Source organism: Flavobacterium flabelliforme, assembly GCF_017948675.1.
Lineage (GTDB): Bacteria > Bacteroidota > Bacteroidia > Flavobacteriales > Flavobacteriaceae > Flavobacterium > Flavobacterium pygoscelis.
The window spans coordinates 229,526-254,669 of the sequence record NZ_JAGFBU010000005.1; the positions used below are offsets into that span (position 1 = coordinate 229,526).

Sequence of the window (25,144 nt, forward strand, 5' to 3'; positions counted from 1 at the left end):
ATTAATGTTTATTTATAGCATACAATTGGCGGCCTAACTCAGCTAAAAAAGGCAAACTAATACTATCATATTCATAAATATTATCATTAAAAACACCATTTTTATTGGCTAAAATTGTGGCAGATAACATAAATTCGACCTTGTTTTCTGGATCTGTAATATAAGCACAATCAATCATAGTTCCATAGGCATTGCCTACTTTATTATAAATTTTTATTGAGGAAGGAATATCTTCTTTTGTATCACCAAACATAAAAAATTTGCAATATCCATCAAAAAATTCATTAGGATCAAATCCTGCATTTTTTGGCAAATTTTGCATGGAATAAAGAATAAATTGCCTGTCTTTTTCAGTTATTAAAAAGCGTTCCTCTTTTTTAAATACTTCTGGAAAAACAATTCTTTTTAACGTATTATGTAAAGTTTCTAATGGATAATAGTTTTTTTTAGAAAAATCAAAAGGTTCGTTTATTGGTTTATTTTTAGAATCTCGATATGCGTTTCCTTTCTGAATGCCATTTAGAGATAGCGCTTCAGGAATTTGATTCCGTTTTGAAGGAATGTTGACTACTGTATTATCCGATTTATATAGTGTTATTGCAGGAAACTCAGGATTACTAGGATCTGTACCAGAAAGTCGATGGCTAAGACTAAATGGGTATAATCCTTTTTCTTTCATTTTTAAATTTACATAATCAAAACCTAGAAAATCAAGCAGATTGGTACTTGCCACATTATCACTCACGGCAAAAACTTTCGATATCTCTTCAGAAAATTGTAATTTTTCAGCACTTCCTTCAATAGTATAAGTTGTATTAAGACCAGTATTTGGAATTGTATTCAGTTTTTCTAAAGCTAATACGGCAATAGGAAATTTGACAGTACTAGCCGGATAAAAATAATTTTTGGAATTTAAATTATAGCTAAAATCCTTAAAAGAAACTTTACCTTCTTTATCCCTCAAAATTTCGGTATAAATAATCTGAATTTCATGTGGTTCTGGATTATTCATAACAGTTTTTATTTTTGGATTTTTAGATGCTAATGCAATTTGCAAAGCGTTTTTCTTGGTAGAACAACTGCTTACTAAAAGTATAAAAACATAAGAAATATATTTTTTTATTGAAAACATAATAGATTAATTTAATTAAAATTATCTCTTTACATAAAATATTAAATCCTAATTGATGTAAATATTATTATCTATTATCGCTCATTAATTGCGACTTGTTTTGTGCGTATTCATACCCTTGATTCCACCACTCTTTCATAACTTTTTTATTAAAAATAAGCGCATTGTTGGTTAGTTTAATTGGAGTATAATATAAATTAAGTTTTACATTATTATTGTTTGCCATCAGTTTTCCTATTGCTATATCATGTTTTTCTACTTGGTCTAAAGCAATTCTAAATAAGTCGATCATCAATGAAAACGGATTTTTACCAACAATTGCTTTTTCTAAATTAATTTCGGTTTCTAGAATTACTACATCAATTTCTGTAGCACCTCGATTAATAGCTTCTCGAATAGGTACTAAACTTGAAAAACCACCATCTCCATATTCATCATTATTTTTAGTAACCAAACTCATAAAAGGAATGTAATTGCTAGAAATCCAAACCCATTCACAAAACTCCTCATAAGTACATTCCTGAATTGATTTGTATTCCGCAGCATTTTTAGAAAGATTAGTAACAGTTATTACAACATCTGTTTTCAAAAGCTTTAATTCGTTAAAATCTGAAACACTGAAATTTTTCTTTATATAACCCAACAACCTTTTGCTTTCGCCAAAGGTTCGCTTACCCTTAAGATATTGCCAAATGACATTAAAATGATTGATGGTAACAATGTCTTTGCCTTTTTTCCTTTTTATTACAAATGGATTTACATTAAAGATTTTCTTCATATCAACATTGGTATAAATCCGATGAATTTTATCAATATTTCCCAATGCTAAGTGCGGAATTAGTAAACTTCCAGTAGACGTTCCTATAAAAATATCATATTTATTTTTTTCTATTTCTAATAGATATTGCGCCACTCCACCTGCAAATGCACCTTTACTTCCGCCTCCTGAAATCACTAATGCTCTCATAAATTAAATTTTATAACCAATCCTAATTTGTTACTACTCAATTAACAATCTTTTCAACTGAAATTTTTCACTTTCGTTTAAATTGGGTAAAATCCTTTCAAAAGAGAGCCTCATTTCTTTATTTTTTAATAATTTTCTAATAGTATCACGTCCAAATTTAGAAAATTGCCACATGTGATGTGTGGTTGCATTTACTAAATTTTGCAAAACGGTATCATTTACTAAATTGAAAGCGATCAGATTTTGTAATGCATTTTGTCGAGTAGTAGCCTCAAAATTCAGAGATGAATATTCTATTAATTCCTTAATTAATTCTTCTTTATTCAAAACATAATTTGGAGTTGTTAAGGCCAAAGACAACCACAAATTTCTTAAATTGTAATCATTAAATCCGATCCAATTTTTTGATAGATCTAAATATTTAAAACGCTGTTCCGGAAAATTATTCCATAATCTAAATAATGCTATTTCCTGAGTTTGATAGGATTTATCAGTTAGTAAACTTTCATATTCTTGTCTAAAATCTTCTGGAATTTTATTTAAATTAACCGCTACTGCTTGACGAATTTGTAGAATATTAGACTGTAAAGCCAACTGAAGCAATTGCTTTTTAGCATCAAAATTTTCATTTTTAATTTGGTTTAAAATAGCTTCTTTTACTGCAAAATAAACGTCCGATTGCATAACTTGAACAAAGAAATCATTTTTTTCTGCTAGAGATTTACTTCTTAACTGATCGACTTGTAAAAATAATTTCGTTGCCTTATTTTTTTCTAATAAAGCATTAGCTTCAAGCGTATTAAAATCACTTGATTCAAGCCAAACTTTACTAAAATTATTTAAATCAAAAGACGATACTTTTTTTATTTCAGCAAAAAAATCTTCCGTATTTACAGATTTAAAAGAATGCTTTTTCAAATAGGCTTTAACCGCTTTTTTGAAGTTTTTTTTACCGATGGATTCTTTCAAAATAAATAATGCCCAAGCGCCCTTTTCATAGAAAGTTAAGGAACTTGCTTTGGCATTCAAAATTGGAATGGTATCGGTACGAGAAGCAAATTTAAGTTGTTGAGCAGATTCGTATAATTTGCAATAAAAATAATCATCGCCATAAACTTCTTTCTCTGCTAATAAAGCATAATAAGTTGCAAAACCTTCTTGTAGCCAATGTTGCTTACTACTTTCTGCCGTAACCAAATCACCAAACCATTGATGCGCCAATTCATGTGCATTTACATTGGTGTAACTTCGGTCTTCAAAACCTATCGAATCGACTACATAACGCGTCGAAAACAAAGTAGCTGATGTATTTTCCATTCCTGCATATAAAAAATCTCGAACCGGAGTCTGCTTGTAAATTCTCCAAGGATACTTCACTCCTATTTCTTTTTCAAGGAAATCAAACATCGTTTTAGAATGACGATAAGTAGGTTCAAATTTAGATTTATCTGCAGGTTCGTAGTACATTTCTAGAGGTATTCCAGAATTAGAAAACTGTATCTGTTTTTCATATTTTCCGATGGCCAGCATCAACAAATAAGAACTCATTGGTTTTTGCATTCGATATTTCCAAATAGTATTTCCCATTGATTTTGCCCTAGTTTCTAATTCTCCATTAGAAATCACTTGATAATCATTTCTAAATACAATATTCAAATTAAAAATCACTTTTTCATTCACATCATCAAAACTAGGAAACCAATGACTGGTATACTTTCCTTGACCTTGTGTCCAAATTTGCAGATTGTCTTTATCTGTCGATCCAATAAAATAGAGCGTTTGCTTTGGCATTGCCGAATACGTAAAATTTAAGCTATTTTTTCCTTTTTTAAATGGGAAAATAATTTGTAATTCCTTTTGAGTATTTCTAAAATTAACTTCTTTTCCATTGAGTTTTAAATTAGAAAAAGTCATGTTTTGTGCATCAATTTTAATGGTATCAATTGTTTTTAATACTACAAAATCATATTGCACTTCCCCTAAAACAATTCTCTCTGTTGGATTTATGTGAATTTTTCCTAAAACCGATTTAAAATCAACAAATTGAGTTTGTTGCGAAAAAATAAAAGAAGTGAAGAGAAGAAAAAAGTATTTCATAAAGGTAATTTTATACTAAAAAATCAAAGTTACAATGATTTAATTAAATAATAAATGGAATAACGTAAGTTTACCAATCAAAAAACCACAATACATTTATATTGAAAACAAAAGCTGTATTTAATTGGAGTAGCGGAAAAGATTCTGCTTTAGCATTGTACAAAGTACTACAAAATTCTGAATTTGAAATCACTTGTTTACTCACAAGTGTCAACAAAGAGTTTCAGCGCATTTCTATGCATGGTGTGCGTGTTGAACTGCTAAAAAAACAAGCAGAAAGTCTAGAATTACCGCTAGAAATTATGCAAATTCCAGAAATGCCGACAATGGAAGTGTATGAAAATGTAATGAATGAAACATTAACCAAGTTAAAAAACCAAGGGGTCACAAATTCCATTTTTGGAGATATTTTATTAGAAGATTTACGCAAATACAGAGAAGATCAGTTAGCCAAAATAGGTTTTGAGGCTGTTTTTCCGCTTTGGCAAATTCCTACAACTATTTTAATTCAAGAATTTATTGCATTAAATTTTAAAACTATTGTTGTTTGTGTGAACGAACGTTATTTAGACAAAAGTTTTGTGGGTCGCGTGATTGATCAGAATTTCCTTAATGATTTACCAGAAAATGTAGATGTCTGTGGCGAAAATGGAGAGTTTCATACCTTTACTTTTGATGGACCTATTTTTTCTAAACCAATTAATTTTGAGATTGGAGAAATTGTATATCGCAAATATGAAAAACCAAAACAAGAAGATTCTTCAAATACAGCTTGCGACACCAATACTTCTGATGCTTTTGATTATGGATTTTGGTATTGTGATTTACTTCCAAAATAAGTTTAAATTATGCGGTGTCAATAATTTTAAAACTTTTCATTGCTACTTTTTCACGTGTGTAGCTTACCAACATTCTAGAGCAACGTAAATGATGCACTTCCATTGTGACAATTATCATAAAAGAAAAAGAAGTTTTATCTCTCCTCATACATTTTAAGCAACTGCGTAACCGTATTCCAATTTCGAATAGTAGCGATTACATTTAACTTTTTCTCGATGTATTTCTGATCAAAACGTGTCTTACCTGCTCCAACAGCATATTTAATGAAAATTTTATTGCCATCAATACTGGCTTCATCGGGTTTAAACTGACTAATTCTCAAATCATTCATACTAGTACTAGACAAAGTAGTCGAAATAAAAGCCACATATAACTTTTTAGGATCTAAATCTTTCTCTTTCAAGAAAAGATTATTTTTAAAACAAGCCTCCAAATCTTCTTTACCAATAACAACAACTGGCACTTCATGACCGAAAATTTTGAAAATTTCTTGCTTTATTTTAAATCCAACTGCGGCAGAATTTTCCTCTTCGGTATCTACAAAAACATTTCCAGACTGAATATAGGTAGCTACATTCTGAAAACCTATAGCTTCTAAAGTTGTTTTTAATGCTTCCATTTTTATCATACTGTGACCAGAAACATTGATACCACGAAGTAAAGCCAGATGAGTTTTCATTTTATAAATTTTATTGCTGCAAAGATATTGTGTTTCTTGGCAAATTACTAAGCAATTCTAAGTGCTATTTTAATATTTATTTAGAATTCTCTTGTTTTAAAATAGGAATTATGAAAGCTATTTCCTTTTGTTGTTATTCAGTTTTAACAAATCTAAGGTATGATCTAAAACTCTTAAACTTTTCCAATCATGGTGCCCGGTGATAATGTAGTTCGGATTTTGAAATTTCGACTGTACCTTGCGAATCGTTTTGGGCCATTCTTTAATATTAGCTTCGCCTACATATTCTAAATCGGGAGCGTCAATACTTTTGACTAAGCACCCACCGTACAAAATTTTCTCTTTATTAAACCAAATCACAATGTTGTCCTTTGTATGTCCTGCACCAGCAAAATAGGTTTCGAAACTTGTATCACCAACATTAAAAATGGTGTCTTTACTCATTAAAAATTGAGCTCTCGGTTGCTTTTTCTTTATTGAAATCTTATCAGTTAATTTGGTTGTGTAGGTTTTAATTCCGTTTTGTTTATAAAAATCAAATCCAGAAGTTCTGTCTTCATGAGAATGTGTTGCAATTGCCAGAATTACTTTTTTATGATGTCGCAATTCAATACTGTCCAACAACGATTGATATGAAAAATCATCCCAAGGAGAATCAAAAATAACGACACCTTTGGAAGTTACTACGTACATTGCATTTGCATCTTGTTTCTTTGTTCCAAACATTTTATAACTACTATAAACATAAAAATTAGGAGTAACTTGTGTTATTTTAAGTTCATTTTTGATGGTTTGTCCAATTGCAATTGTACTTAAAAGCATAAAAATAATAAGTTTACTAATTTTTATTTTCATAGTCTTTAGAATTCTCTTGTTTTAAAATAATGTTTTTTATTTCATTTCCGAAATAATATGCCAATTCAATTTTATCATTCATTTGATTCTCTAATACAATCACGCTAATTTTACTTTTAGGAAAATAAACATTTAAAGAAGCAAAACCATCTCCTAAACCTGTGTGACCTATATATTTTGTTTTGCCATTATTGTTCACACGGATCCCATAACCATAGCCACATTTTGCTTTTCCAAAGGAATCGTGCTGAGCTAAAACTGTTTCAGATACCATTAAATTATAGGTTTCTGGCTTTAGAATTTTTCCTTTATGCAAATTAGAATTCCAAATCACTAAATCGCTTGCAGTAGTAATTATACCATCTGCTGGTGTTGAATCAGTTGTAATTTGTAAAGTTTTTACAGCTTTAAAAACACCTTCCTTATTGGTATAACCGCTAACAATTGCTCTTTTATTATCTTTTGCATAAGCAAAAGTATGTTTCATTTTTAATGACGCAAAAAGGGAATCCGCCATTTGATTGTATGTCTTTTTGCTAGAAAATTCGATGATTTTACCTAAAAGCACATTAGAAATATTCCCATATTTAAAATTAGTTCCTGGTTTAAATAATAATGGTTTATCTAAAGCCAAAATACCATGGGTATGATTTAATAATTGATGAACCGTAACCGAATCTGCCCAAGATTCCGTTAAAAAAGGTAAGTATTTTTTTATGGGTGATCGTAAATCAATTTTTCCTTTATCTACTTCTCGCAACAACAATGCAGCTGTAATTTGTTTCGAATTAGACATAATTTTAAAATAATCTTGAGCTTGCAAAGGTGTTTTTTTTTCGAAATTAGCAAAACCATAGGCTTTTGTATATTTTGCAACGCCATTCTCTGCAATCACAATTACTCCATTAAACTTTCGAATGTTAGTCGTTTTAATTAAGCTGTCAATGGATGAAATATAATCGTTAGTTTTTTGAGCAAAGGAATTACTGTTTATAAACAATAGTGCTGCATAAATAAAGTAAATGGTCTGTTTTTTAATTTTCATCTTCTATTTCTGAATTATTTTAATTGTAGTAAAGCATTCTTATTCATTTGGTTGATCCTCTTTTCTACTATCCAAATAAGATTTCATAAATACTACGGCAATTACCAATCTAAAAATACGATAGGCCCAAATATTCGTTTCCCAAAATAGTATTTTATGAGTTGTTTCTGTATTAAATAAGGAAAAAATAAAAGAGATTAGAAATAGAATAGCTAGAATTAAATAGATTTTTTTCGAAACTTTCATAAAAGAGTAATGTTATAAATTTAATATTTTGGAATCATTGAAATTTTATCGGTATTTCTATAATTCATTACTTTAGATAATAATTGAGTAAAATTATTTTAAATATTCTAACTAAAAAAATTTTAACGAAAATTTTCTTAATTATATGTCATAACAATTCCGAAGTTCTTTTATGTATCATAATTTTTATGAAAATCAATTAGGCTAATTGCAATACTTCATAACTATTAGGACAGAAAATAAAAAAAGCCTAAACCAAAACTGTGTTTGATCTAGGCTTTTTGAAGTAGGATATAACAAAATTAAAATGTTATATTAATATTTAAAGATTATTTGAACTCTATTAAAAAATCTTCTTTTGGTGTTCTTACTTTTTTCATAGGAGCAATCCAATCCAATGGTGTATTGGCATAACCTACATACATTAAAGAAACACTTTTTAATCCTAATTTTTCTAATTCTAATATTTCATCAATCACATTGTTATCAAATCCCTCTACAGGTGTACTGTCGACTTTTAATTCTGCAGCTTGAGCCAAAGCAAGTCCCAAAGCAATATAAGTTTGTCTTGCAATGTGAGCAAAGTTTTCTTCAGCAGGTTGATTTAGATAGATTTTTTTCAACATATCAGTATAACTACCAAAACGACCTCTTTCAAGACCACGCTCATCTGTTGTGTAATCATAAACATTATCAATGCGATCTTCGGTATATCGGTCCCAAGCAGCGAAAATCACTACATGAGAACAATCTCTCATACATTCTGGATTTAAAGCGCCTTTTACTAATTTTTCTTTTAATTCTTGATTTTCAACTACAAGTACTTTAAAAGGTTGTAAACCTGAAGAAGTGGGAGCCAAACGGGCCGCTTCTACAATTTTATCAATATTTTCTTTACTTACTTTTTTAGTTGCATCGTATGCTTTTACAGCATGTCTCCAATTTAAATCTTCTAATAAAGCCATTTTTTATGTATCTTTTTATATAATTATATTAATTGTTTGAAACCGTCAATTCTACTGGCATGTTTCCTCTCGTAGCATTAGAATAGGGACAAACTTGATGTGCTTTTTCGATCAAAGATTGTGCAACCTCAATAGTTACTCCAGGAATATTAGCATGTAGTTCAGCTGCTAATCCGAATCCTCCAGCATCATTTTGTCCGATACTCACTTTTGCTGTTACCGTAGTTTCTCCCGTTTGGATATTTTCTTTTTTTATAACCAAATTCAAAGCACTATCAAAACAAGCAGAATAGCCTGCTGCAAATAGCATTTCTGGATTTGCATAATCTTCATTAGCTCCGCCTAGAGCTTTTGGATGTCTCACATCAATAGCTAAAACTCCATTTTCGCTCCTTACTTGGCCGTTTCTACCTCCTGTTGCGGTAGCTTTTGTGGTGTACATTGTTTTCATGCTTATCTATCTAATATTTTAGTAATTATATTTTTTAAAACTGCTAATTCCTCTACTGTTACATTCATAGCTTGCATTAACTTTTCGGGAATACAAGTTGCTTTTTCTTTAAGCAATTTACCTTTTTTGGTCAATGTGATATTGACAATTCTCTGATCAACTGTGCTTCTAATTCGGGTTATAAATGCCTTGTGTTCCATTCGTTTTAATAATGGAGTAAGTGTACCACTGTCTAGTTTTAGCTTTTCGCCAAGCTGATTCACTGTTTGAGTTTCCTGCTCCCACAAAACAAGCATTACTAGGTATTGCGGATAGGTTAATTCTAGTTCCTCTAAAAAAGGTCGATACTGATTGATTATTTCCTTTGCAAACAAATAAACTGGAAAACAAACTTGCTCGCTAATATTAAGTTGATTTGTCATGGATTCAATTTGAAGTGACAAAGGTAAATATAATTAAGTTGTGTGCAATTTAATTGTGTAAAATTAATATTAATTTAACTGTTATTATATTTCATCAAGAGACTTAAACATTTAATTTTTCTGCACTACTCTATTTTTTTTTAGCCTTGATAGCAGTGGAAAGCCTTTACGAGGTGATAACCATTTTTTCTAGTTGTAGTAGAGCGACCGCAGGAAGCTCCTACCGCAACATAGAAAAAAGGTTTGAGACCGAAAAGCTTGTAACGAATAGCGAGAACAGCTTCTTGTAAAAAATAGTGCTTTTTAGATTTAAAATTTAATTGAATTTCAATCTGTTTGCGAAAAAAATTGATCAATACATATTGATTGGTGCATTTTTAAGTTTCCGAACAAAAAACTATCTTCGCACAATGCAACAAAATCTACTACTTACTCCCATTGAATTCTTAAAAGGTGTTGGACCTAATCGGGCCGAATTGCTGCGTAAAGAGTTGGGAATTCATAAGTATTTGGATTTGGTTAATTTTTTTCCCAATAGATATATTGATCGAACGCGCTATTATAAAATAAATGAACTTCAAAATAATGGTGCCGAAGTACAGATTATTGGAAAAATAATAAACATTAAAACGGTTGAATTTGGTAAAAACCAAAAACGACTTGTTGCAACATTTGTTGATGATACGGGACAAATGGAATTGGTTTGGTTTCAAGGGCATAAATGGATTCGCGAAAGCTTAAAAGTGAATGAAGTTTGCGTGATTTTTGGAAAATGTACTTCCTTTGGGAATACCTTTAATATGGCACATCCAGAAATTGAATTAATGACAGAGCATAAACAAAGTCTTCGTTCTGCTATGCAACCCGTGTATCCATCTACAGAAACCTTAACGAATCGAGGTGTTTCAAATAAAGTCATCAATAAAATGATGCAACAATTGTTTGTAGAAACACAAAATTTATTTACCGAAACATTGCCTGAATACTTGATTGCTGAATTAAAACTGATTTCTAAAAAAGAAGCTTTATTCAATATTCACTTCCCCAAAAGTACCGAAGCTTTAGCGAAAGCAAAATTCCGGTTAGTTTTTGAAGAATTGTTTTTTATACAATTGCAATTAATTACAAAAAACCTCATTCAAAAACACAAAATAAAAGGACATCCTTTTACCAAAGTAGGTGACTATTTTAATGATTTTTATCAGAATCATTTGCCTTTTGAACTCACCAATGCGCAAAAAAGGGTTGTCAAGGAAATAAGAAATGACATGGGCAGCAATGCTCAAATGAACCGATTGTTACAAGGAGATGTAGGATCTGGTAAAACTATTGTGGCATTTATGAGTATGCTTTTGGCGCTAGATAATGGTTTTCAAGCGTGCTTAATGGCTCCCACAGAAATCTTGGCCAATCAGCATTTTATGGGTTTATCTGAATTGGCAGCAACTGTAAATATCAATATTCGAATTCTTACGGGTTCGACTAGAATTGCACAACGCCGAATAATTCATGAAGAATTAGAAAACGGAACTTTAGATATTCTTATTGGCACTCACGCTTTAATAGAAGATAAAGTAAAGTTTAAAAACTTAGGTCTTGCCGTAATTGACGAGCAACACCGTTTTGGAGTAGAACAGCGTTCTAAATTGTGGAAGAAAAATACGATTCCACCACACGTTTTGGTCATGACCGCCACTCCTATTCCCAGAACTTTAGCAATGAGTTTATATGGTGATTTAGACATTTCTGTGATAGACGAATTGCCTCCAGGAAGAAAACCAATCCAGACAGTTCATCGTTTTGACAGCAATCGTTTAAAAGTTTGGAAGTTTCTTAGAGATGAAATTGCTTTAGGACGCCAAATCTATATTGTTTATCCTTTGATTCAAGAATCGGAAAAAATGGATTATAAGGATTTAATGGATGGTTACGAAAGTATTTCAAGAGATTTTCCGTTACCACACTATTCCATTTCTATTTTACACGGAAAAATGAAACCAGCGGACAAAGATGCTGAAATGAAACGCTTTTCTGAAGGGAAAACAAATATAATGGTTGCGACAACTGTTATTGAAGTGGGTGTAAATGTTCCCAATGCGAGTGTAATGATTATTGAAAGTGCCGAGCGTTTTGGATTATCACAACTCCACCAGCTTCGAGGTCGCGTAGGACGAGGTGCAGAACAAAGTTATTGCATACTAATGACAAGCCATAAAATGAGTGCTGATAGTAAAACCCGAATGGAAACTATGGTACGTACTAATGATGGTTTTGAAATTGCAGAAGTAGATTTAAAACTTCGTGGTCCTGGTAATTTAATGGGAACCCAACAAAGCGGTGTGCTTAACTTACAGATTGCTGATTTAGTTCGGGATCGAGATACTTTGGCTCTAGCCAGAAATTACGCCATGAAATTACTAAAAGAAGATCCAGCGATGGAAAAACCAGAACATCACTCATTACGAGTCGTTTACATCGAAATGACCAAAAAGAAAAATATTTGGAATTATATCAGTTAAAATAAAATTTTCTTTTTTTTTTAAATCTTTGATTAAACCTTTAATCTATTGTAGAGTCTTGTATAATTAGCTTTAGTCTATTCTAAAACAATTATTTTTATGATAGTATTAATATTTGTATGTACAAACGTTAAATAATATTTAACATATTGATTATTTTGAATTCTAAAACCTAAATTTGTTTCCGACTAATATTTTTGATACCAAAAACTGATTTATACTTTAAAAAATGAAAATAAAACACCTCGTTTACGCCCTTTTAGCCATTGGATTAATTGGATTTATAGGATATAGAATTAATTCTAACAGTGCAAAAAAAGGAGATTTTAAAGATCCAAAAGCAAAAGGAAAATCACTAACTGTAAGCGGAATTGTTGTTAAATATCAAACTTTTGACAATAATTTATCTCTTTCTGGTTCTATTGAAGCCAATGAACAAGTAGAAATTCGTAGCGAAGTTTCGGGTATTGTAGAAGGAATTTATTTTCAAGAAGGAAGTAATGTTACCAAAGGACAAGTACTTTTTAAGGTAAATGATATTGAATTAAGAGCGCAATTGAGACAAACTTCAACTAAAGAAGGATTGGCTTCTGAAAATGAAAGAAGAGCCAAATTATTGTTACAAAAAGAAGCTATTAGTCAAGAAGAATATGATTTAGCTCGCGCAGATTTAAAATCAGCACAAGCACAAAGTCAACTAATTCAGGCACAAATAGCAAAAACTTCAGTGAGAGCTCCCTTTTCTGGGAAAATTGGTTTGCGCTCTATTTCTCCAGGAACTTATATAACTCCAGCAATCTTAGTAACAAAATTAGTGAATACAGGAAAATTAAAAATTACTTTTTCAATTCCTGAAAAATATGCTAATCAAGTCAAATCTAATACTACATTAACCTTCAAAGTGGCTGGTTCTGAAGATCGTTATACGGCTAAAGTATATGCAATCGAGCCAGAAATAGCAGTTGCTACAAGAACATTACAGGTTCGTGCCATCGCTGAAAATAAAGACGGGAAATTGTTACCAGGAACTTTTGCTGACGTAGAACTACCGCTTGATATCATAAAAAATGCTATTGTAGTTCCTACAGAAGCTATTGTACCAGTACAAAACGGAAAGAAAATTTTTATTTCTAGTAATGGTTTAGCAAAGGAATTGATGATAGAAACTGCTACAAGAACAGAAACTTCTGTTTTGGTACTTTCTGGATTAAAAGAAGGCGATACCGTTATAACTAATGGTGTAATGGCTCTAAAGAATGACGATCCCGTTATTGTAAAAGTAAAATAATTCGTTGTGAATTATAGTTATTTGGTACTTTATCAAACTTATAATTCGGCTTTACTAATTCATAACTCCTAATTTATATTATAACAAAATGAGTTTATCAACTACAAGTATAAGAAGACCCGTAATGACCATAGTGATGAACTTGGCCATTGTGTTATTCGGATTAATAGGGTACACATTCCTGGGAGTTCGAGAATTTCCATCAATTGATCCGGCACAAGTCTCTATCAGAACTAACTATGCTGGAGCAAATGCTGATATTATTGAATCACAAATTACAGAACCTTTAGAAAAAGCAATAAACTCTATTGATGGTATTCGTAATGTAACCTCTTCTAGTGCTCAAGGAAGCAGTAACATTACAATAGAATTTAACTTAGATAAAAATTTAGAAGATGCTGCAAATGATGTTCGTGACAAAGTTTCGCAAGCCGTAAGAAACCTTCCACAAGATATAGATTCTCCTCCAGTTGTATCGAAAGCAGATGCTAATGGTGATGCTATTATTTCGATGACTGTTCAAAGTGATACCAGAAGTGCATTAGAACTAAGCGATTATGCTGAAAACGTAATTTCGCAACGATTAGAAACTATTCCTGGCGTAAGTGGTGTTCAGATTTGGGGACAAAAAAGATACGCAATGCGTTTGTGGATTGATCCTATAAAATTAGCATCGTATGGTTGTACAGTTGCTGAAGTTAGGAATGCATTAAACAAACAAAATGTAGAATTACCATCAGGTAAACTTACAGGTGCTAATACTGAACTAACAGTAAAAACAGTAGGAAATCTTTCTACTGCCGAAGAATTTAATAATATTATTATACGTTCTGATGGAGAAAAAATAGTTCGATTAAGTGATATTGGAAGTGCGAGCATAGGACCGGAAAATTTAGAAACCAAAATGACACAATCTGGAACACCGCTTGTTGGTGTAGCAATTGTTCCATTGCCCGGTGCCAATTACTTAGATATTTCAAAAGAATTTTATAAAGTTTTTGAAGCCTTAAAAAAAGATTTACCAAAAGACATTAAGTTAAACATAGCAATCGACAATACCATTTTCGTTAAGAAATCCGTTATTGAAGTAGCGGAAACGCTAGGAATTTCTATTGTTTTAGTAATCTTAATTATCTTTTTATTTTTTAGGGATTGGGCAATTGCGTTTAGACCTTTAATTGATATTCCGGTATCCTTGATTGCTACTTTCTTTATTATGTGGCTTTTCGGATTTTCTATAAATGTATTGACTTTACTCGCAATTGTATTGGCAACAGGGCTTGTTGTGGATGATGGAATTGTTGTTACCGAGAATATTTTTAAGAAAGTAGAGGAAGGAATGACACCTATTGAAGCAGCAATCAAAGGATCTAATGAAATCTTTTTTGCTGTAATTTCTATCTCTATAACTCTAGCGGCGGTATTTTTGCCAGTAATATTTTTAGAAGGATTTGTCGGTCGACTGTTTCGGGAATTTGGAGTCGTTATTGGTGCGGCAGTTCTAATTTCTGCTTTTGTATCCTTGACATTAACTCCAATGCTTAACGCCTATTTGATGAAAGGTGGTGAACAAAAAAAATCTAACTTTTATTTAAAAACAGAACCTTATTTTCAAAAATTAAATAAAGGATATGCGGATGCACTAACCAATTTCATGAAAAGAAAATGGCTTAGTTTTCCTATTTTATTCGCTTGTTTTGGGTTGATCTATTTATTCTTTAATTTATTGCAAAAAGAGACTGCACCTTATGATGATCGAAGTAGTTTTGTGATGCGAATGACTACTCCCGAAGGTTCCTCTTATGAGTATACAGATCGTTTCATGCAAGAGATTTCAAAACTAGTTGATGATTCAATTCCTGGTAAAAAAGTGAGTTTGGTTATCACATCACCTGGTTTTGGTTCTTCTTCTGTCAATAGTGGTTTTATTCGAGTTTCATTAGTAGAACCTGGAGAAAGAACAGAATCACAGAAAGAAATTGCGGAGAAATTGACAAAATGGACCAAGCGTTATCCAGAAGCTAAAACATCTATTATCGAGCAGCCTACTATTGCTGTAAATAGACGAGGTGGTTTGCCGATTCAATACATTATTCAGGCACCCAATTTTGAAAAACTGCGAGAAAAAATTCCTGTTTTTATGGATGAAGCGGCAAAAAACGAAACCTTTTCTATTACTGATGTGAATCTTAAATTTAACAAACCTGAGATTAATGTAACAATAGACCGTGAAAAAGCTGAGAGTTTAGGAATTTCAGTAATTGATATTGCTCAAACATTACAGCTTTCTTTAAGTGGACAGCGTTTTGGTTACTTTATGAGAAACGGAAAACAATATCAAGTAATTGGACAATTTGATCAAAAAGATCGTTCTAAACCTTTGGACTTAACGTCGATGTTTGTTAAAAATAATAAAGGAGAACTGATACAAATGGATAATGTTGTAAACGTAGAAGAACAAAGTAATCCACCGCAGTTGTATCACAATAATAGATATTTGTCTGCTACAGTATCTGCTGGTTTAGCTCCTGGAAAAAGTATCAGTGACGGAATTGATGCGATGAACGAAATTAAAGCTAAAGTGCTTGACGATACATTTACCACTGATTTAGGCGGTGAATCTAGAGATTTTGTCGAAAGTAGCTCGAATACCGCTTTTGCATTTGGATTGGCTTTATTATTAATTTTCTTAATTCTTTCTGCTCAATTTGAAAGTTTTATTGATCCTTTTATAATTATACTTACAGTTCCAATGGCGGTTGCTGGAGCTTTATTCTCCTTATGGTTATTCAATCAAACATGGAATATTTTTAGCCAAATTGGAACGGTAATGCTTATTGGTTTGGTAACCAAAAATGGAATTCTAATTGTAGAATTTGCCAATCAATTGCGGGAACAAGGTAAACCAAAACTAGAAGCCATTTTAGAAGCTTCAGAAGCCAGATTACGTCCTATTTTGATGACCAGTTTAGCCATTTCATTAGGTGCATTACCTATCGCTATGTCATTTGGAGCAGCTTCTACTAGTAGAATGGGAATGGGTGTGGTGATTGTTGGAGGTACTATTTTCTCTTTGGTTTTAACATTATTTGTTATTCCAGCCATGTATTTAATGTGGTCTAAAGCTAGAAAACATTATCCTGAATTTGATCGTATTGAAGAATATGAAAAAGAAGTTAAACATTAGTAATAAAACAGCCAATGCGAGTAAATTAACTTGATAGTAGTCAGAAAAATTTATTCGTTTTCTAAAAATACAATTATGATAAATACTAAAATACTGTTTCGAAGTTTGATTTTGTTACTTTTTTGTGTAATCAAAACCAATGCTCAAGAGGTATTAACTATTGAAAATGCAGTTAAAATTGCATTAGAAAATAATTATGAAATCAAGATTGCATCCAATAATTCTTTAGTCAATAAAGCAAATGCTACTTCTGGTAATGCAGGAATGTTACCTAAAGCAACCGCTACTATAGTAGATAATAATGGTATTCAAAACCTTTCGCAAACACGTTCTGACGGAACAGTTACGAAACTGAACAATGCTAAAAGTAGCAATTTAAATTATGGAGTTGGTTTAGACTGGACCATTTTTGACGGGTTTAAAATGTTCGCAAAGTTGGATCAATTAAAAGAATTGCAAAAATTAGGAGAAGCCCAACTAAAGCTTACTATAATAACAAAAATTAGTGATGTTAATAATACCTATTTTGATTTAGTACAACAGCAACAGCAATTAGCCGCTTTAGACACCACGATTGTGATATCAAACCAACGATTGAATTTGGCTCAAAACCGATTTTCAATTGGAAAAGCATCTAAATTAGAAGTATTGAACGCTCAAGTAGATTTAAACACTGACAAAGTTGCTCTTTTAAGACAAAAAGAATTATATGCTAATACCAAGATTGTACTTAATCAAATTTTAGCAAGAGATGCTAAAACAGATTTTATTGTGGTAGATTCAATAACAGTAGATTCGCAATTACTGCTTCCTGAACTTACTGAGTTGGCAGAAAAACAAAATCCGCAATTAGAATCTCAAATTATCAATAAAAGGGTTGCTGAGCTACAATTAAAACAAATTAAAGGTACCCGCTACCCTACTGTAAAACTAAATACGGGATATAATTTTTCTGATAGTCAGTCTGGTCTTGGTTTTACAACTCAATCGTCAGCCAGAGGTTTAAATTATGGTTTTAGTGCTTCACTAAATTTATTTGACGGATTTGCACAAAACAGAAATGAACAAATTGCTAAAATTCAAATTGAAAACTCAAAATTAGAATTCGATCAACAAAATCAGCAATTGTATTCGCAATTAGCAACATCGTATCAAACGTATTTAACCAACTTAGAACTGATTGATTTAGAAGAAAAAAATGAAGCTATCGCTAACCAAAACTTGAATATTACTTTAGATAAATTCAGAATTGGTACCATTACTACTCTTGAATTTAGAACAGCACAATTAAATTATGTAAATGCTAAAGTGCGCTATAGTAATGCTCAATTTCAGGCTAAATTATCTGAAATTGCATTAAAAGAATTAGCAGGAACTATAGCATTGTAACTATAGTTTTGTCACCTTATAAAATCTATATTTTTAGTACACTATTTCTATCCAAGCAAATATATCCTGAAAATCGTAATTCAATAAAAGGTCAACTAGTGATGCTTATTGACGAACTAATCTCGTCAATACATACTCCTAAGTGGATATCTTTGTTGAATTACGATTTTTTGAATTATTGCAATTGAAAAGAAATAGAAACAATTAAAGGAATTATTTCTGCTTTTAAAACTCTTACATCAGCAATGTTTTCCAATTATTGGATAATTGTTTAATTAATTTTTATCTCATGCCCTTCTGTTAACAAACTCACTTTTCCATAAATAACAAATATTGAATTTTATATCTCATTAATATCTTTTTTGAAAACTCGATTTTTGTTTCAATTCTATTATAGCATCTATAGCTATTGTTTGAAAAGAGTTAGAAAAAACAAAAAATTTTGTTTCTTTCTACAGTCTGCAATCCTTATATTTGCAATCTCATTAAAATTGACAGATGAAAATATCGTACAACTGGTTAAAACAATTTATTAAAGTAGATTCTAATTCTGAAGAAACAGCAGCTTTACTAACAGATTTAGGTCTTGAAGTAGAGATTGTTGAAAAATACCAATCGGTTAAAGGGGGATTAGAAGGGATTGTTATAGGACATGTTCTTACTTGTATTCAACATCCAGATGCAGACCGTTTAAAAATAACCACAGTAGATTTAGGTACTGGAACACCAGTACAAATTGTATGCGGTGCCAGCAATGTTGCAGCTGGACAAAAAGTACCCGTTGCTACTATCGGGACGGTTTTATATGATAAAGAAGGTGTTGCTTTTACCATAAAAAAAGGAAAAATTCGTGGTCAGGAAAGTCACGGAATGATTTGCGCAGAAGATGAACTAGGATTAGGTGAAAGTCATGATGGAATAATGGTTCTTGATGATGAATTAATTCCAGGAACTCCAGCAGCAACTGTTTTTAAAATTGAAAATGATGAAGTTTTTGAAATTGGTTTAACACCCAATCGCGCAGATGCCATGAGTCATTTAGGAACTGCACGTGATTTAAGAGCTGGAATGTTGCAAAAAGGAATCAATGTAGAATTGATTACGCCATCTGTAAGTAATTTTAGAGTTGATAAAAGAACTTTAAAAATTGATATTGATGTAAAAGATCCAAAACTTGCTCCAAGATATTGTGGAGTAACTATTTCTGGTATCGAGGTGAAACCCTCACCTGCTTGGTTGCAAAATAGATTAAAAGCAATCGGTTTGAATCCAAAAAATAATATTGTTGATGTTACCAACTATGTTCTACACGAATTAGGCCAACCATTACATGCTTTTGATGCTTCAAAAATTAATGGAAAAATTATAGTACAAACTCTTCCTACAGGAACTAAGTTTATTACTTTAGATGATATCGAAAGAACTTTGCACGAAGAAGATTTAATGATTTGTGATGAGAAAGGTCCTTTATGTATTGCAGGTGTTTTTGGTGGAAAAAAATCTGGAGTTTCGGAGACAACTACTTCAATTTTCTTAGAAAGTGCTTACTTTAATCCAGTAAGTGTTAGAAAATCAGCTAAAAGACACCAATTGAATACTGATGCTTCTTTTAGATTTGAAAGAGGTATTGATCCAACTATAACTGAATATGCCTTAAAAAGAGCCGCTTTATTAATACAAGAGGTTGCTGGTGGAGAAATAACATCAGATGTAATTAATGTTTATCCAAAGAAAATTGAAGATTTTACAGTTTTTTTAAACTTTAGTAAAGTAGCGAAAATTATTGGTGAAGTTTTACCAAACGATACCATTAAAAAAATATTAGTTTCTCTAGATATTAAAGTTAATAGTGTTTCTGATGCAGGATTAGGATTAACAATTCCTTCCTATCGAGTTGATGTTCAAAGAGAGATTGATGTAATAGAAGAAATTTTAAGAGTTTATGGCTACAACAACATCAATTTTTCTGAAAAAGTTAATGCAACTGTAGCGAATTCTCCAAGAAATGAAGATTATAAAATTCAAAATATAATAGCTACTCAATTAAATTCACAAGGTTTTAATGAAATGATGGCTAATTCATTAACAACGGCCTCTTATGTTGAACTTTCAGAAGAACTGAAAGCTTCTCATAATGTGACCATGTTAAATCCTTTAAGTGCCGATTTAGCTACAATGAGACAATCATTATTGTTTTCTGGTCTTGAAGCAGTATCTTATAATATTAATCGTAAAAATGCTGATTTAAAATTATTTGAATTCGGAAAAACCTATCATAACTACCTTGCAGGTTATGAAGAAAAAAAGCATTTAAGTTTATTTCAAACTGGAAATAGAAATCAAGAAAATTGGACTCAGACAAATAAACCATCTGATTTCTTTTTATTCAAAGGGTATGTGAGCTTAATTCTCTCTAGATTAGGATTGACTAAATCTCAAAATGTTCCTGCAACTTCAGACGTTTTTTCTGAAGGAATTGCAATTGCTTATGGTAACGATACGATTGTTGAATTAGGAGTGGTAAAAAAATCAATACTAAAACATTTTGGAATCAAACAAGTAGTTTTTTATGCAGATTTTAACTGGGCGTTAATTTTAAAATTAATTTCTACAAAAATAAAGTATACTGAAATTCCGAAATACCCTGAAGTACGTCGTGATTTAGCGTTATTAATTGATCAAAGTATAAATTATCAAACTATTTATTCATTAGCAAAACAAACTGAAAAAGTTTTATTGAAAGACATAAACTTGTTTGACGTTTATGAAGGAGAAAATCTACCAGAAGGTAAAAAATCATACGCACTAAGATTTACGATACAAGATAATGCGAAGACTTTGACAGATATACAAATTGATAAAATCATGAGCAAATTACAAACCGCTTTTGAAACTGAACTTGGTGCAAGCTTAAGATAATTTTTTTTTTTTGAAATCCCATTTGTTCCGATAAATGGGATTTTTTTATATAAAAAAGGTTCTGCAAAATGCAGAACCTTTTTCCTAAACAAAAAACAAACCTATTATCAAAAATTAACTTTTTGGCAAAACAACAGCATCAACTACGTGAATTACACCATTTGATTGATCTACATCTGCAATTGTTACTTTAGCACTTTTTCCATTTTCATCTGTTATGTACAAGTTTTTTCCTTTCATCCAAGCAGTTAATGTACCACCACTTACTGTTTTAAGAGTAGCTTTTCCATTACCCATTTTAATAGCTTTAGCTATATCAGAAGAATTCATTTTTCCTGCAACAACATGATAGGTTAAAATTGTTTGTAGCATTTTAAGATTCTCTGGCTTCAATAATGTCTCCACAGTACCTTTTGGTAATTTATTAAACGCTGCATTTGTTGGGGCAAAAACGGTGAATGGTCCTTTACTTTGTAATGTTTCAACTAATCCTGCTGCTTTAACTGCTGCAACAAGTGTAGTGTGATCTTTTGAGTTTACTGCATTTTCAACAATATTTTTAGTTGGATACATAGCTGCTCCACCAACCATAACTGTTTTTTGTGCGAATGAGGTAGCTCCAAATACTAATGCGATAAATGCAATTGATAAAATTTTTCTAGTTTTCATAAAATCTATTTTTTTAAGTTATATAAAGTCATTTACGCAGATCAATTCGTTTTGGTTTTAAAAAAGAGAATTTTATTTTAATTTTGTTTTTGTAAAAAACATATTAAACTTATAATCAGCATTTTAACTAAAAATAAAAAAAAGCAATAAAGTTAAAAACTCTATTGCTTTCTATCTCAAAATTTTAGTTGGTATTTAAAAAACTATAAATCCTTAATTACAAACTCACTTCTTCTATTCAATTCATGTTGTTCTTCGTCACATGAATTTTCTGGAATGCACTTAATTATAGGAACAGATTCTCCATAACCTTTAGATATTAGTCTATTTTTTTTAATTCCTTGCTCTAATATATAATTTTTAGTAGCATCGGCTCTTTTTTGAGAGAGATCTGCATTAAATTTTGCATTTCCTCTATTATCTGTATGAGAACCAATTTCTACAACCATATCTGGATATTTATTCATCAACTCTACAATGCGATTCAAAATTCTTTTTGATTCTTTACGAATGTACCACATATTGTAATCAAAATAAATAGGATCCGTTTTAATAATCAATCTATTTTTATCTTTAATAACATCATTTTCTGCCGCCATAATAGAAGCTGTCTTTTCTTTTTTCTTAGAAATTTCAAGCTCTGATGCTTTCTTATCTGCAATTATTTTTTCGGTTTTTAGTTGTTGTGCAGCCAAAACATCTGCCATTTTTTTAGATTTAAGTGCAATAGCATCCTCTTTTTTCTTTTGAGTTAAAGCAATACTTTCTTCTTTTTTTCTTTGTTGAATTTCAATAGCATCAGATTTCCTTTTTTGTTCAATAGCAATTAATTCAGCTTCTTTTAATTGTTGTGCTACTAATAAATCTTTAGCTTTTTGCTGTTCATCCGCTAATTCTTGCTCTTTTTTAATAATTTCCAAAGATCTAATTCGCATAGAACCATCATTCATTTGATCTCTTTCGGAATTGATTTGTAATTTTTTACTATTGTCAGTATAATTTTCTTTGCTAACAAATAAAGAATACTTTACATCACAGGGAACTTTAAAACTAAATTTACCATCTAATGAAGTAACCATTTTATCAATCTCTTGATTTAAATCATTTTTCAAAATAAGGATAGCATTCTCTAAAACTAAATTTGAATCAACATCTGTTATTGTACCAGCAATATACTGTTTACAATTTTCAATTATTAAATCTTTAATTTCTTTCAACGAATAAATATCATCTTTACCCTTGCCTCCTATTCTATCAGATGAGAAATAACCTAGTTTAGAATCAGAGTCTATATAAAATGCAAAATCATCAAAACCTGAATTTACAGGTAATCCGACGTTTTCTGGTTTAGAATAAGAACCACTTTCTAATTTCGAAACAAAAATATCCAATGCACCAAAACCCTCATGTCCATTTGATGAGAAATATAATTTGTTGTCTTTGGAAATAAAAGGAAATTGTTCTCTTTTTGAAGTGTTTATTTGATCTCCCAAATTGATTGGTTTTCCATAATTTGATCCATTTATAGAAACGCTAAAAATATCAAATGATCCCAATGTTCCCGGCATATCTGAAGCGAAATATAATGTTTTTTCATCTGTGCTTAACGCAGGATGTTCTACTGAATAATTAGCGTTATTAAATGGCAATGAAATGATATTTGTCCATTTATTATTAACTAATTCAGCTTTGAAAATTTGAATTGTTGAAATTTTATCTTCATTTTTAGCTCTTCTGCCATTGTTTGAATTGTTTCTGGTAAAATACATTGTTTTACCATCTTTTGTAAAAATAGCATTTGACTCATGCATTCCAGATTTCAAATCATTCGAAAAATTTGTAACAATTGAATCTGTAACGACACTATTTTTTAGAGGAATACTAACTAAATTTAAATAAGATTCATTGTTCCACTTGTAGGTTTTATTAAATAAATTTGGATTCATTTTTACAGCAGCAAATACTAAATGATCTCCATAAATAACAGCTCCAAATTCTGAATTAATTGTATTAAAGGTCATATTCTTAATTTCAAACCGATCGCCAATTGCTAAAACATTTTTTAATGTTATGATTTCTTTATCTAATTTCTCTATCGCTTTTGTATTGTTAGATTCTAAATAGAAATTTCTTAGGACAGTGTTTGCTTCTGTGTATTTTCCTTTTGCTTTTAAGGTTTGCGCATATCGGAAATAAAAATCTTCGTCTAAATCTTTTTTGTTGCTTAAAAGAGAATATTGTGTGAATGCTTTATCGTATTGATTTGTATAATAATAACAGTCTCCTAAATTTTTGATTAGTGTAGCATTATTATTTTTTAAACTCAATTTTTCATAAATAGGAATTGCATCGCTATAATATGTTTTTTCGAACAAACGATTTGCCCTTTGCAGATCCTGTTGTTGCGCCTGCATAAATTGCATTGAAAATAGGATTAGAAGTATATATATTGTTTTCATATGAAGAGACTTGTTTGTTAAGAAAGTTACTGGTGTTTTATTATCGGTTTAATAAACACATAAGTATATAATTTTAAAAAAATCTTGGTGATTTGTCGTAGCCTTTTCCTAGAAAATCTAAATTATACAATAGTACAATTTCATGAGAACCAGAATTAAATTGACTTAAATTAGAAACCGTGTAATCATAAGAATAACCAATTCTTAGATTACGAGTTACATTAACATTCATTAACACACTTACAGCGTCATTAAATCGGTATGCTGCACCAAGCTCAAACTTCTCATTATACAATATGTTTGCTGTCAAATCAATTGATACTGGCGCACCTTTTACAAATATTGCCATGAATGCTGGTTTAAATTTAAAGTCTTGATTAATATCAAAAACATAACCTCCAGTAAAATAAGTATGAATTTCTTCTGGACCGAAAGAATTAATAGCTTTAGTTGATTTTATGTCTTTTGAGGAAAGTAAATTAGGCGCTGATATTCCTAGATAATAATTATCAGTAAAATAAAAAGCTCCAGCACCGATATTTGGTACTGTTTCATTAACATTATTCATAAATGCAAGGTCAGTAGATACATCACCACTATTTAAAACAAAACCATTAAAATTGGTACTTATGGTTCTGAATCCTGCTTTCAAACCAAATGAAAGTTTTTCCTTTTTACTTAGTCGAATTGAATAAGCAAAATCAGCAAAAAAATTGGTTTCTTTCTTAGCGCCATCACCTATATCATCTGAAATTAATGAAAAGCCACCTTCTATCTTATCATTTAGAGGAGTGTGAGCAAATAAACTAAAAGTTTTCGGTGCTCCCTTTATGCCTGACCATTGGTATCTGTACATACTTCCTAAATTAAGAATTAGAGGAGTAGCCGTCGAATAGGCAGGATTTATCACACTCATATTATTCATATATTGTGTAAAATGAGGATCCTGTTGTGCGTTTGCCTTAAAAATAGTAAGGAAAAAAAATACAAAAAATATTGTTTTCTTCATTAGAAT

At 30.8% G+C, this 25,144-nt stretch carries 20 protein-coding genes; 6 read left to right on the plus strand and 14 right to left on the minus strand.

Features of this window, described 5'->3' with window-relative positions; genetic code table 11:
* Position 1 precedes the first annotated feature (1 nt).
* The 3 genes from J3S90_RS13180 to J3S90_RS13190 form a co-directional block, all read right to left on the minus strand.
* Positions 2–1,132: a serine hydrolase gene (locus tag J3S90_RS13180; protein ID WP_210646586.1), complete on the minus strand. Its 1,131-nt coding sequence runs from the start codon at positions 1,130–1,132 to the stop codon at positions 2–4.
* Between the two features lie 67 nt (positions 1,133–1,199).
* A complete protein-coding gene (locus tag J3S90_RS13185; protein ID WP_188051043.1) occupies positions 1,200–2,099 on the minus strand; it encodes a patatin-like phospholipase family protein in 900 nt (299 codons plus the stop codon).
* Between the two features lie 33 nt (positions 2,100–2,132).
* On the minus strand, positions 2,133–4,196 hold the full coding sequence (locus J3S90_RS13190) for a M1 family metallopeptidase (RefSeq protein ID WP_210646587.1): 2,064 nt from the start codon (positions 4,194–4,196) through the stop codon (positions 2,133–2,135).
* A 101-nt stretch (positions 4,197–4,297) separates the two neighbouring features.
* On the opposite strand from J3S90_RS13190, the gene J3S90_RS13195 reads away from it, so the two are divergent.
* The gene (locus tag J3S90_RS13195) at positions 4,298–5,035 is read left to right on the plus strand and encodes a Dph6-related ATP pyrophosphatase (RefSeq protein WP_210646588.1); all 738 of its coding nucleotides are present in this window, start codon (positions 4,298–4,300) and stop codon (positions 5,033–5,035) included.
* A gap of 7 nt (positions 5,036–5,042) precedes the next feature.
* Here J3S90_RS13195 and J3S90_RS13200 read toward each other — a convergent pair whose 3' ends face one another.
* The 8 genes from J3S90_RS13200 to J3S90_RS13235 form a co-directional block, all read right to left on the minus strand.
* A complete protein-coding gene (locus tag J3S90_RS13200; protein ID WP_210646589.1) occupies positions 5,043–5,183 on the minus strand; it encodes a hypothetical protein in 141 nt (46 codons plus the stop codon).
* Positions 5,170–5,715 carry a DUF1697 domain-containing protein gene (locus J3S90_RS13205; protein WP_210646590.1) on the minus strand — a complete coding sequence of 182 codons (546 nt, stop codon included), beginning with the start codon at positions 5,713–5,715 and terminating at the stop codon, positions 5,170–5,172. Before J3S90_RS13205 ends, J3S90_RS13200 begins: the two co-directional genes overlap by 14 nt.
* A gap of 117 nt (positions 5,716–5,832) precedes the next feature.
* Positions 5,833–6,570 carry a BlaB/IND/MUS family subclass B1 metallo-beta-lactamase gene (gene bla, locus J3S90_RS13210; RefSeq protein ID WP_210646591.1) on the minus strand — a complete coding sequence of 246 codons (738 nt, stop codon included), beginning with the start codon at positions 6,568–6,570 and terminating at the stop codon, positions 5,833–5,835.
* Positions 6,554–7,615 (minus strand): serine hydrolase domain-containing protein, encoded by a 1,062-nt coding sequence (locus J3S90_RS13215; protein ID WP_210646592.1) that lies wholly within the window; start codon positions 7,613–7,615, stop codon positions 6,554–6,556. The genes bla and J3S90_RS13215 overlap by 17 nt, the downstream gene beginning before the upstream one ends.
* A 39-nt stretch (positions 7,616–7,654) precedes the next feature.
* The gene (locus tag J3S90_RS13220) at positions 7,655–7,861 is read right to left on the minus strand and encodes a hypothetical protein (protein WP_210646593.1); all 207 of its coding nucleotides are present in this window, start codon (positions 7,859–7,861) and stop codon (positions 7,655–7,657) included.
* A gap of 329 nt (positions 7,862–8,190) precedes the next feature.
* Complete coding sequence (locus J3S90_RS13225; protein ID WP_188051049.1) at positions 8,191–8,826, minus strand: nitroreductase family protein; 636 nt, start codon at positions 8,824–8,826, stop codon at positions 8,191–8,193.
* 28 nt (positions 8,827–8,854) lie between these two features.
* Positions 8,855–9,277, minus strand: a complete 423-nt coding sequence (locus tag J3S90_RS13230; protein ID WP_210646594.1) for an organic hydroperoxide resistance protein — start codon at positions 9,275–9,277, stop codon at positions 8,855–8,857.
* A gap of 2 nt (positions 9,278–9,279) precedes the next feature.
* Complete coding sequence (locus tag J3S90_RS13235) at positions 9,280–9,699, minus strand: MarR family winged helix-turn-helix transcriptional regulator (protein ID WP_210646595.1); 420 nt, start codon at positions 9,697–9,699, stop codon at positions 9,280–9,282.
* Positions 9,700–10,109: 410 nt separating this feature from the next.
* On the opposite strand from J3S90_RS13235, the gene recG reads away from it, so the two are divergent.
* From recG to pheT, 5 genes are all read left to right on the plus strand, one after another.
* A complete protein-coding gene (gene recG / locus J3S90_RS13240; protein WP_210646596.1) occupies positions 10,110–12,218 on the plus strand; it encodes an ATP-dependent DNA helicase RecG in 2,109 nt (702 codons plus the stop codon).
* A 229-nt stretch (positions 12,219–12,447) separates the two neighbouring features.
* Positions 12,448–13,506 (plus strand): efflux RND transporter periplasmic adaptor subunit, encoded by a 1,059-nt coding sequence (locus tag J3S90_RS13245; RefSeq protein ID WP_210646597.1) that lies wholly within the window; start codon positions 12,448–12,450, stop codon positions 13,504–13,506.
* An 88-nt stretch (positions 13,507–13,594) separates the two neighbouring features.
* Positions 13,595–16,693 carry an efflux RND transporter permease subunit gene (locus J3S90_RS13250; RefSeq protein ID WP_188051054.1) on the plus strand — a complete coding sequence of 1,033 codons (3,099 nt, stop codon included), beginning with the start codon at positions 13,595–13,597 and terminating at the stop codon, positions 16,691–16,693.
* A gap of 78 nt (positions 16,694–16,771) precedes the next feature.
* On the plus strand, positions 16,772–18,082 hold the full coding sequence (locus tag J3S90_RS13255; protein WP_210646615.1) for a TolC family protein: 1,311 nt from the start codon (positions 16,772–16,774) through the stop codon (positions 18,080–18,082).
* Between the two features lie 498 nt (positions 18,083–18,580).
* Positions 18,581–21,001: a phenylalanine--tRNA ligase subunit beta gene (pheT, locus tag J3S90_RS13260; protein WP_210646598.1), complete on the plus strand. Its 2,421-nt coding sequence runs from the start codon at positions 18,581–18,583 to the stop codon at positions 20,999–21,001.
* A gap of 114 nt (positions 21,002–21,115) precedes the next feature.
* On the opposite strand, the gene J3S90_RS13265 is transcribed toward pheT, so the two are convergent.
* The 3 genes from J3S90_RS13265 to J3S90_RS13275 form a co-directional block, all read right to left on the minus strand.
* Entirely contained in the window at positions 21,116–21,670 is a 555-nt protein-coding gene (locus tag J3S90_RS13265; protein WP_210646599.1) for a fasciclin domain-containing protein, read from the minus strand.
* A 203-nt stretch (positions 21,671–21,873) separates the two neighbouring features.
* Entirely contained in the window at positions 21,874–24,129 is a 2,256-nt protein-coding gene (locus J3S90_RS13270) for an OmpA family protein (protein ID WP_210646600.1), read from the minus strand.
* A 73-nt stretch (positions 24,130–24,202) separates the two neighbouring features.
* On the minus strand, positions 24,203–25,138 hold the full coding sequence (locus J3S90_RS13275; protein ID WP_210646601.1) for a PorP/SprF family type IX secretion system membrane protein: 936 nt from the start codon (positions 25,136–25,138) through the stop codon (positions 24,203–24,205).
* Positions 25,139–25,144: the final 6 nt, after the last annotated feature.